General features: G+C 57.0%; 8 protein-coding genes and 1 pseudogene. 7 read left to right on the top strand and 2 right to left on the bottom strand.

Annotated elements, in window-relative coordinates:
- Positions 1-50: 50 nt before the first annotated feature.
- Entirely contained in the window at positions 51-2,420 is a 2,370-nt protein-coding gene (locus BLW38_RS11030) for a heavy metal translocating P-type ATPase (protein ID WP_177167484.1), read from the top strand.
- 9 nt (positions 2,421-2,429) lie between these two features.
- Here the strand turns inward: BLW38_RS11030 and BLW38_RS11035 are convergent, their stop codons facing one another.
- Positions 2,430-2,870 carry a winged helix-turn-helix transcriptional regulator gene (locus tag BLW38_RS11035; protein ID WP_162498094.1) on the bottom strand — a complete coding sequence of 147 codons (441 nt, stop codon included), beginning with the start codon at positions 2,868-2,870 and terminating at the stop codon, positions 2,430-2,432.
- A 280-nt stretch (positions 2,871-3,150) separates the two neighbouring features.
- Between BLW38_RS11035 and BLW38_RS11040 the strand changes: the two genes are divergently transcribed.
- Positions 3,151-5,058 carry a hypothetical protein gene (locus tag BLW38_RS11040; protein ID WP_092817287.1) on the top strand — a complete coding sequence of 636 codons (1,908 nt, stop codon included), beginning with the start codon at positions 3,151-3,153 and terminating at the stop codon, positions 5,056-5,058.
- A 392-nt stretch (positions 5,059-5,450) separates the two neighbouring features.
- Here BLW38_RS11040 and BLW38_RS11045 read toward each other — a convergent pair.
- Positions 5,451-5,732, bottom strand: a pseudogene (locus tag BLW38_RS11045) (transposase); the annotation flags it as partial.
- Positions 5,733-5,979: 247 nt separating this feature from the next.
- On the opposite strand from BLW38_RS11045, the gene BLW38_RS15905 reads away from it, so the two are divergent.
- The 5 genes from BLW38_RS15905 to BLW38_RS11075 all read left to right on the top strand — a co-directional run bounded on the left by BLW38_RS15905 (position 5,980) and on the right by BLW38_RS11075 (position 11,121).
- Positions 5,980-7,551, top strand: coding sequence for a restriction endonuclease (locus tag BLW38_RS15905; RefSeq protein WP_143040864.1), 1,572 nt, complete (start codon positions 5,980-5,982; stop codon positions 7,549-7,551).
- Between the two features lie 791 nt (positions 7,552-8,342).
- The gene (locus tag BLW38_RS11060; protein WP_092817290.1) at positions 8,343-8,771 is read left to right on the top strand and encodes a TRAM domain-containing protein; all 429 of its coding nucleotides are present in this window, start codon (positions 8,343-8,345) and stop codon (positions 8,769-8,771) included.
- Positions 8,772-8,982: 211 nt separating this feature from the next.
- Positions 8,983-9,858 (top strand): ParA family protein, encoded by an 876-nt coding sequence (locus tag BLW38_RS11065; RefSeq protein ID WP_092817322.1) that lies wholly within the window; start codon positions 8,983-8,985, stop codon positions 9,856-9,858.
- A complete protein-coding gene (locus BLW38_RS11070; protein WP_092817291.1) occupies positions 9,855-10,256 on the top strand; it encodes a hypothetical protein in 402 nt (133 codons plus the stop codon). Before BLW38_RS11065 ends, BLW38_RS11070 begins: the two co-directional genes overlap by 4 nt.
- 457 nt (positions 10,257-10,713) lie before the next feature.
- A complete protein-coding gene (locus BLW38_RS11075) occupies positions 10,714-11,121 on the top strand; it encodes a hypothetical protein (protein WP_092817292.1) in 408 nt (135 codons plus the stop codon).
- The last annotated feature ends 21 nt before the right edge of the window (positions 11,122-11,142 follow it).

The raw sequence follows: 11,142 nt of genomic DNA on the forward strand, positions 1-11,142 counted from the left end.
TGGAATATTCCAACAAAGGCTTATCGAACTGACGCCCCTACTGTGAGGTGATGACAGAGAATCCGGACGCAGCGGGGGAGACGAGCGGGGGCGGGCAGCGACGGGAGCTGACCGCCCGCCTCGTCGTCCCCGAGATGGACTGTCCATCCTGCGCCCAGAAAGTCGACAAGAGCCTCCAGCGCGTCGACGGCGTCGTTGACGCCACGCTCCAGCCGACCACCGGTACGGCCAACGTCACGTACGACTCAGACCGCATCAGCGAGGCCGATGTGGTCGACGCAATCGAAGGCGCCGGCTACGAGGTCGTCAGAGAGTCGGATTCCGACCACGATGAGTCAGAGGATGCGGCCGGTGGCGCCGACATCGCGCCACCGTCGGAGGTCTGGACGAGTCCTCGCGCGAAGAAGACGTGGCTCGGCGCGGCGTTCGTCACGCTCGGCCTCCTCTTCGAGTTCCTCCTCACCGGGCAGAACGTCACGGTGGCGAGCGTCCTCGAGTACCCGCTCCACATCGCCGACGTCCTGTTCCTCGGCGCTGTCGCCGCCAGCGGCATCCCCGTCGTCCGCAGCGGGTACTACTCCGCGAAGAACCGAAGCCTCGACATCGACCTGCTGATGGGGACGGCGATCATCGCGGCGACCGGTATCGGCTACTTCGTCGAGGCGGCGACGCTGGCCGTCCTGTTCAGCATCGCCGAGCTGCTCGAGGATTACGCGATGGACAGGGCGCGGGACTCCCTGCGCGAGCTGATGGAACTCTCGCCCGACGAGGCCACCGTCGTGCGCGACGGCGAGGAAGTCACGGTGCCCGCCGACGAAGTGGAGGTGGGTGAGACCGTGGTCGTTCGCCCCGGTGACAAGATTCCGTTGGACGGCACGGTCGTCGAGGGCGAGAGCGCGGTCGACCAGTCGCCGATTACCGGCGAGAGCGTCCCCGTCGACAAGACCGCCGGCGACGAGGTGTACGCGGGCGCGATCAACGAGGAGGGCTACCTCGAAGTCGAAGTCACGTCGACGGCGGGCGACTCGACGCTCTCGCGCATCATCGAGATGGTGCAGGGCGCACAGGCGAAGAAGACCGACACCGAGCAGTTCGTCGACCGCTTCTCGGGCTACTACACGCCGGTCGTGGTCGTGTTGGCAATCCTGACCGCCGCCATTCCACCGTTGGTCATCGCCGACCCCGTCTCGGTGGACGTGGCCGGGTACGGGTTCACCTTCGCCGGCGACTGGCAGACGTGGTTCATCCGCGGACTCACCCTGCTGGTGATTGCCTGCCCGTGCGCGTTCGTCATCTCGACGCCCGTCTCCGTGGTGTCGGGGATCACCAGCGCCGCGAAGAACGGCGTGCTGATCAAGGGCGGCAACTACCTCGAAGCGATGGGCGAAGTCGATGCCGTCGCGCTCGACAAGACGGGGACGCTCACGAAGGGCGAACTCGCCGTCACCGACGTCGTCCCGGTCGGCGACACCACTGAGGACGATCTGCTCCGTCGCGCCGCCGGGCTGGAGCGGCGCAGTGAGCATCCCATCGCCGCAGCGATTCTCGCCCGTGCCGACGAGGCGGGCGTGGGCAACCTGCCCGACCCGACTGGCTTCGAGAGCCTCACCGGGAAGGGCATCCGCGGGGAGATCGACGGCGAGACGTACTACGCGGGCAAGCCCGCACTCTTCGAGGAGTTGGGCTTCGACCTCGCTCGGGCACGCCGCGAGACGGACGGCGGCGTCGTGGCGGAAGAGGCGGCCGAGTCCGACGACGGGGCGTTCGCCGAGGACGCGCTCGCCGCGCTGGAGCGGGAGGGCAAGACGGTCGTTATCGTCGGAACGGAGTCGGAGTTGCTGGGTGCCATCGCCATCGCCGACGAGGTGCGCCCGGCCTCGAAGCGGGCCGTCCAGCGCCTGCAGGAGCTTGGTGTCGAGCGCGTCGTGATGCTGACGGGCGACAACGAGGGCACCGCCCGCGCCATCGCCGAGCAGGTCGGCGTCGACGAGTACCGCGCCGAACTCTTGCCGGAGGAGAAGGTCGACGCCGTCGAGGAGTTGCAGGCGGAGTACGGCGAGGTGGCGATGGTCGGCGATGGCATCAACGACGCGCCCGCGCTCGCCACCGCGGAGGTCGGTATTGCGATGGGAGCCGCCGGCACCGACACCGCGCTCGAGACCGCCGACATCGCGCTGATGGGCGACGACGTCGGGAAGCTGCCGTACCTCTACGAACTGTCGCACACGGCCAACGGCGTCATCCGGCAGAACATCTGGACGAGCCTCGGCGTGAAGGCGCTGCTTGCCGTCGGCGTGCCGATTGGGCTCGTCAGCGTCGCCGTCGCTGTCGTCGTCGGCGACATGGGGATGAGTCTCGGCGTCACCGGGAACGCGATGCGGCTGTCACGGATCGAGCCCGACCGGTTCTCCGACACCTGACGGCCTCCTTCACTCTCCAAGTCTGCTGTACTCCCGGAGCTGTTCCCGGAGGCCGTCTTCCTCGACTGGAGGATCGAACTCTCCCTCGTTCTCTCGTGCCCACTCCGTCAGCTCCCCGACGTCTTCGTCGAAGTGCCGGCGTAACGCTTTGATCGTGCGGTACCGCTCCGTGAGACCTGTGTGGTCGAGGTAGAGGCGGAGCTTTGCGCCCGCCTCGGTCAGGCGGTATGCGTGGGAGGTGCCGCGCCCCTCGATTTCTCGGCGCTCGTACAGTCCGAGTTCCTCGCCCTCCCGCAGGCGGGTCGAGACCGTCGACCGGCTGACCGTCGATTCCTCCACTAACCGTGTGAACTGGCTCCCGTTTGGTTCGATTTCACAGAGCAGTTCGACCGCGCCCTTGGCCTCGAGGTAGGCCGACAGGGGTGCGTCCGAGCCGTCTTCACCACTCATGGCACCAATAGTACAGTACATACTATACTAATACTTGGGGATTGTGCCGCCGCTGAACGGTGCAGAGCGGATAGAATACCGACACGCGTTTACGCGTCCCTCCACTTCACAGGCATCAGTCACCGACGGGGTCTGCTTCCCGGAAACACGGAAACGACACGCCCTCAGTTTAGTACAAATCATACCATTGATCGGCAAAATGATGCTCGCGAACGCGGCGGACGCGGCGACAGCCGACCCGAGGAGACACCGAGTCGTCACCGTCTCGAACCCTCCATAGATGCCGCTGGACGACTCCCTCCGAGACGCCGTGAACGACGTGCGGCTGCAGGCGGAGGAACTCTTCCCCGAACACGGCAATCTCACGTACGTCATCGGAAAGATCGTCCTCCCGACCCACCTCCTCGCGGACGGACACGACCACCAGACCAACACCCCCTTCGACTTCGAGGGGATGCTCAAACTGGCCATCTACAGGCGCGTGACCGGGATGAGTCAGGAGGCCATCTCCGACCAGCTCGAAAGCTGGCCCTACCTCCAGCAGCGGTTCGGCTTGGACGGTGCCCCGTCGCAGGAGACCATCTCCTACACGAAGCGACACCGGTTCGAGGATCTGGACACGCGCCATTTCCTGCGGGCGGTCGCCGACGAGTTTGCCGAGTTGACCGAGGAACACGACTCCACGTACAGCCCCGACCAGCCGCCAGACAGCGATCCGTCACCGGAGGAGGTCGCGGCGAGCGGCGAGCCGATTCACCACTACGTGGATCGGCACGCCAAGCACGTCATCACCGGGGCGCAAAACGAGGTCTGGCCGGTGCTTGACACCGGCCGCGCCGACAACACCAAGCACGCCGACAGGCGGGTGTGGGAACACCAGACCGCGATGAGCCTCTCGAAACGCGCGGGGACGCACAGCGTGTTCCGGACGTTCAACAAGTTCCGCCGGGACGCACTCCACCACGACACCCACCTGTACGCAGTCCAGATGCTCGGCCTCCCCGACGATCACGACTACGACCTCTCCGAGTACCCCGGAGCCCGCCTCCCCACGCCCGACTGGCGAGACGTCGCCTCCTCTGTCACGAACCAGTTCAACGCCGCCGTCGACAGGCAGATGGCCAACATCGCGCCGACCGCGCTGTTCACAGAGCCGGTGGTGGCCGCCCTCGACACGACCCACGACCCGTTCAACGTCTCCCCGTGGAAGGACGAAGAGGACATCGAGCCGGAGGACGACCGGATCGCGGTCGGCAGAGACACGGGAAGGACGAAGGTGCCAAAGGACGACTACCCCGAGATGGTGAACGGCGGCGAGGACAGCCACACCTACCAGTACGAGTACGCGACGCTCACGGTCGTCGGTCGGAACGCACCCATCGTGCTGGCGGTCGAACCCGTCCGTCACGACTCGACGTGGGAAGGGGAGGAGGGGGAGACCGTCAGCTGGGCCGAAGTGGTCGACCGCTTGCTCACACAGGCGCGGAAGCACGTCGACATCCAGCTCGTGATGGCCGACCGGGCGTTCGACGGACACGCCGTCGGCCACGTCATCGACCAGTACCACGGCGTGAACTACCTGATTCCCAAAAAGAAGAACGCGACCGTCGGGGGCGAGAACGTCGCCGACAAGTTGGGCGACGTGAAGGAAGACATGACGCTGCGGAGTCGCGTCGAACGGGACGCGTCCCTGTACCTGACCTCGGACACCCCGTACGTGGACGTGGCGGACGACCCGACCGTGGGCGAGGACGGCTACAGCCACGACGCGAGCTTTCTGTACGTGCCGGCGGAGGACGAGGACTGGGCCGTGGACGAGGACAACGAGTACGCCGTGTTCGTGACGAACGCGGACGACGTGTCGCCGATGGAGGCCATCGGGCTCTCTGACGAGTACTCCAAGCGGTGGGACATCGAAATCGAGTACAAGATGGTCAAGCCGCTGCTGCCGTCGATCCGGTCGACGGACTACCGGATGCGGTTCTTCACGTTCGCGTACAGCCTGCTGCTGTACAATCTGTGGCGGATGGTGGATCACTCGCTGAAGACGTTGGTGTCGGAGGTGTACGACGAGTACGGCCGAGGGCCGCACGAGGAGCGGTTGGATCCGTTGCTGACGCTGGCCGACCTCCACATGACCGTGGTGGCGTTGATGCTGTTGCCGGACGGGGTCGACCCGCCGTTCTGACGGGGGCAACTTTCTAGTAATTATTCTGACCGATTAGCGACTCGTAGCTCTGCCACACTCCGTTTTCGCCGGTATTTATCGGAAAGAGTATGTTTTCGTCGGTGGTGGCCGGAGCAAGTCCCGACTGACCTCCCAAATACCGATTCACCCCCGATAATCGGTTGATTCGGTTGGTAGCTACCCCTACTTTCCGAAACTATGGGGGAGTTGAGACTACAACGGTTTTAGAGGGACTGTGATGCGTGGTTTCGGACGAATAGATGAGCAGAAACTGATTCAGATCGCTTTCTGACCGAGCGTTATTGTTGGATAGTCAACTAAGCCAGCGTGTTTCCGAGACCGTGGGTAGTGTAGCCACTCAGACGCCATGCTACCACGGGTAGAGGGCCTTACTATCCGATTCCGGTTTCCTTCTTCAGCAGCGTCAGCGTATTGTCGGCTGTTACGATCGGCGAATGTTCGTACTCACCAGTCAACTGTACCTGCACGAGTAGATCGACCGCTCGCCAGATCGAGTACAGGAGACAGGCGAACGCGAAGTAGAAGAATCGCAGTCCAAAATGCTTCGAGGTCGTCGCACCCATGAACCGCTTGATCGACTTGTACCCACTCTCGATCTCCCATCTGTACCCGTACTCTGTGAGATGCCCGGTTCCCGTATTCGTCATGAACAGGGGCCCACATATCGCTCTACTCGCGGAAGTACTCACCAGCTGCCAAGAATACCGTGCGAGATATGTGGGTGAATTCATCAGTGGGGTCAGACCATATTCTGCGACCATTTCAACGACTATGCCCTCTGGAATCACGAATCCATCTTGTTCTTCCACATTCAGTGAACTTATTACATACGTGAGGCTCTGAAGAGCGCTACCCTCGATTCACCACAGAGATAATATATGATTGCCTGAAAATAAGGCTATGCGAAATGACGACCCAGATGAAGTTGGCAACACAGTCTACCAACTTCTAACAAAATTCGACCACACATCACTTACTTATTTAATTGAAAATCTGTGTCAACTTCAAGGGCTAGTGACGGAAATGACAAAAGGAGACCCATCTACAGGCGGAGACTTAGTCGTCCGTAACGTGCTCCCATACCCTCAGTCGATTATTATTTCAAATCAAATTGATACACGAGTTGATGAAGCGTCGCTGCAGGACCTACTCGCAGAGTCTACACAGAACTACGAGACAAAGTATACTGTGGTCACTACACAGCAGCCTACTGAGAGTGCGCTTGCTTTTGCGAGCGACCACGATATTGGGATAATTGGTGTTGGGGATCTTGTCGAAGTGGTTCTCACACAGGGTGCAATTGAGTTGGTTGTCGAGTATGCTAAGGAAGATGACCATATCGTATCGACGCACGAAGACCTGCTTTTGGCGCTTGATGATGTTTCACAGGGATTTACTGACGAACAAGGTCCAGAAGAGACAGCCACTGGTGAAGAGTCGGCTAAACGCCCCCGAAATCGTCCGATTTCGGAGAATGACCGGCTAAGCCTTGGTCTGGTCGGCTATGATATGTACGCGCCAGATGGCACTGTCGAGGGAGTGCTGATTGCCGTCAAACTTACAGCCAAGGAAGAAACCGAGATCAACGCATCAGCGTTCTCGCTTACATTCGCTGACGGAACAACCGTAGAAACCATCAGTGAAGCAGAATCGCCGCTGGTCAGCAAACTAGAGGGTATACTTCAGCCGGAATGGGCGGTGGGAAGTGTGTCAATCGGTGAGAACGAAAGTCGCCGATATATCCTGTATGTACCTACTACTACTGAATCACCGCCAGAGACGCTTTCATTCAAGGATCTTCAGTTACCTATGCAGCCACCGATTAGTGCACAGACATTCCGAGGTCTTCCCGGCTCTGTCGTTGGTATTTTCAATGATATATTGGGAAGTTCACTAACAGAAGGGCACGAAGAGAGTTACGTCAGCTACGGACTCGACGACCAAACGGGCCATACGAATCGAGAAGAACAGAGTATAATGGCTCAGAACGACATTCTCAGCATTTCGCTTATCGGATATAAATATGTAGAGGATGATGAATTCAAAGGCGTTCTTGTCGGTATCGAATTGAAATCAGAGGACTATAACTTGAGAGTGACACCCGACGACTTCGAATTTCACTCTGCCGACCAGTTCACGTATTCGGGGACAGGCCCATCGGGTGTTGACGTGACCGCAAGTATCGCAGATGAACTGCCGCAGAAGTGGCGAACAAGTAAGGCCAGTATCTCTGGTGGCGGACGAATCAACTACTTGGTGCTCTTTCCGACGGAAGAGCGACCTGATTTTTCAAAGCTCAGCTATTCCAACGAGGTTTATGACCTGGTGAATATTCCAAATAGGGATATGAAAGAAGCGACTGGCTACGAGTGGGACGATATGATCAGTCTTGAATTACCCCTCTCCGAGGAATCTCGAATGCAATACCACGGTGCATTGCCGGAAGCAGTCATAGACAACATACCCACATAGTTACGACGAGTCGCTCCCCACTTCTAAGACCGGTAGTGGGTATTCATCTATCGGTTTATGAAGTAACTGTTTGATTTCAGGGTCGTTCAGGGGAGATCAACTGACTGGTCTCTGGTATCGGTGTGTTATGGGTTGTTTCACCCCATATAAATTTTCACCTGTCTTTTCTCTTTGGTGTCCGTTAGGTCCAAGAAATGTGTATTCTGCGTAAACAATTCATATTCGCTGAATGAGAATCAACCCAGTTGCGAGATACGCGATGTGTATGCAGCACGAGGTCACTCATTTTATTCATATCTGACAAATTATGTAGCAATAGCTACGCAGTCCTTCCTAGCGGGTGTTTCATACACAAAGTAGTGAATAGAATGTGTGGGTCAAATCTATCCTCAGAGATTCTGAGTAGTTGTGACAGTGCAATCACCCACTCTACTATTTTGATTTAGCACCAAAAATGCCAATAGTGGCCAGCGTATTTGTTGGAATGCCACTAATGGAGCGAGATAACTTCGACGAGACGGCTCCCGGTGAAATCGTTCCCACGACGACACCGAAGGGATGATGGGATACTTGAAGAACTCACCGGGAAAAAGCGTAATCGGTTCTATCGGGCGATCGAAGCCTTCAAAATAATCAACAAGCCGATCGACCAACTCTAGATATTTGACCTGATCAGAGCGGGCCATATGCATTGAGAAGGCCGGCCTCAACTACTGTTGAGAAAGACTACGAAGACGGTTGATCGGTTGGACACCCAAATTCCCTTTAGTCAGCCCATCATACAGCCGGTAATGACAGAGATACCTAATTCACTACGCCTTCTCTATGAAACAACACTTGAAAAGCACGATGACAAGTACACGATTTCGATCCCGAAGGAGATAGTCGACGGAAGCTCACTTACCACTGATGATGTCTACCGAGTGGCGTTGCTCGCCTCAACAAACGGAGCTCAGGATGAAGCGGCCTCAGACCTCGCGACCAACGACAGTGATCCGGATCGCCACGACACCGGGGCACCGCCGGTAGAAGAGGGAGAAGTACGGTCAGTGACCATTGATACGCTAGGTGACCAAGGTGATGGAATCGCGAAAGTCGAACGAGGGTTCATCGTAATTGTTCCCGGGACTCAACCCGGCGATAAGGCTGACGTCGAGATCACGGACGTGAAGAATTCGGTCGCTTTCGCCGAGCCGGTGACCGAGCCCGAGGTTAGATAACGACATCGATCCCTACGACGCCCCCGAATTCACTAGTATCGACTGGTAAATGAATCCATTGTTTACTCCCAATATATACATTCATTAGATATGTTCATTGTATGTATTCATTAGTTGTGTTCATTGATTGTTCTAGGCACACGATATAATGAACAACAAAGATGAATGAATACACAGAACTTTAAAGATGAATTGGGTCTATTACGTGAGTATGCTAGCGTACTCAACGTACAGTGAAGCTGGTGGGGTAGGCAAGACGACGACGGCCGCAAACTTGGCAGTGGCACACGCACGGGCTGGTCTGAGACCGCTCGTCGTGCCGCTTGATCCCCAAGATGGGGACCTATCCCGGTTATTCGGTGTCGACACTGACCGCACGGAATCTGTCGACAACCTTGTCCGGCATATGATTCGTCGACCAAGCGGAGATTTCGACGATCTCGTCCGGACCGTCGAAGGCGTCGATATCATTCCGGAACATAATATGCTCTCAGACCTCGCCGAGTATCTCCAGCGAGAGAAGGATCAGGCAGAGGCGATGGGAGAGGCATTCGGAATGCACGCACAGTTACTCCGCGTTCTCCGTGAAGCCGGTGTCCCTGACAAATATGATGTGCTCATTTGTGATCCGCCAGCGACAGAGGGACCCCACCTCTACAATGCGATCCATGCCACTCGATCACTCATAATTCCCGTTGAACCGAGCGCGAAGGGGAGAGCTGCCGTTGAAGGCCTTGAATCGCTTGTTGCAGGTCTTGAGGATCAATTGGATGTCGAAGTTGGCGTTCTTGCTGCGGTCCCAATTGGATTCAAAAATACACGAGATCAGCGGACGATTCTGGATGAGATCGACTATCCAATTCCAGAAGTTATCGGGGAGCGTGCGTCGTTGATGGAAGGCTGTTGGATGCAGCAGTGTTCGGCATTTGAGTACGTTCGCGAACACCGAGACCGGCAGCGAGAGTACGAAATTGAGACGCTTGCACAATTCGACCGTATCGCGCGTCATATCGAACAGCAGGGAGGGATTGAAGCGCCGAATCCACCGGAACCTGGAGACCTCGAACACGAGGTGCTATCCGTATGACGGGTATGAAAGAGGGTGCCGGCGAAGATCCCTTCACATCAAGCGATGAAGATACAGATAAAACCGGTGAATCAACGTCGGCTGAAACGTCCACGAACGAGTTGGAAACCGAGACAGCTGAGTCTACCCAGTCGTCTCAACAGCAGCGATCAGTACAGATCCCGTACAAATTTCGTCGAGACGGTGTTCAAGATGGCCGTGAGCGCGTTCCATTGTTCCTCCAGAGTGAAACCAAGAGTGCCGAACGCGACGCCCAGCGAGAACTCGAAGATCGTTTCAACGACGACGTCTCGATCACCGACCTTCGGGAAGCTCTGATGAAGGCTGGTCTGGACCATCTTGATGAGGTCGAAGCACATCTTGAAGAGTGGGGATACGGGATGACGTTCGAAGAGTAGACCAGACATAGGATGAGATTGCGTCGGGAAGAACAACCTACAAACTAGAGAGGATGGCACATATGAGGAAGGATCCGATCTAAACTTTCTCACCGTAAAGCACGTCGTCATCGAGTTAACAAAGACCGATATCCCGAACGCCAGACCGATGTGCGCGTGAACGCCGTCCATCCTGGGTCTATCGAAAAACTCTCCTTCGAGGAAGACGGAATCACCGGGATCCCAAAGTTCGTAAGCAGATCGAGAGCTACAACGTGGTGAAGCGGCTGAGAACACCGAAGGGCGCAAGGTGAGGCATTAGCCTGTGACGTCAGATAGTCCTTCCACCAACAGTCTACACGCCGTATTCCAGGGAGAGGTGGTGATCAATATGTGACATCCCTATAACTGAAAAAATACGTTCAGAGTGGCTACTGGCGGTATATTCAATTATATGTAGTCTCAATAATAGAGTGAAATGGCGGAATTCCGCCGAGCAGGTGACGAACGGGTCAACGTCTTCGTCGTCGACGATGTCCATCTCTTCAAGCATTTCTTCGATGACGACGAGGTATTCGATCGGCTGAAGCAGTACTACAACAACCACCAGTATCGGTTCGAAGTTCCTGCGAACGAGTTTGAAGAACTCCGGGAATTTCTCGAGGAGCACGGATATGGACTCGTGGACGTCGACGTGACCGAGGAGTTCGTCGTGGTGGTGAAGAAATATACCGATCATCCAGACAATATCTTCAAAGAATCCGTCGTCCAGCGGACAATCAATGGCTACAACTGTTTTCTAATGACCGATCAGTCGGCTGTCGAAAACGCAGTCCAACAAGGGGCCATTCGACTAACGCAAACAGATCTAGCGAACCCGTTTTGAAGGAACACTATCGTGCCAGAC

Origin of the sequence: Halopenitus malekzadehii (genome assembly GCF_900108505.1) — an archaeon.
GTDB classification, from domain to species: Archaea; Halobacteriota; Halobacteria; order Halobacteriales; family Haloferacaceae; genus Halopenitus; species Halopenitus malekzadehii.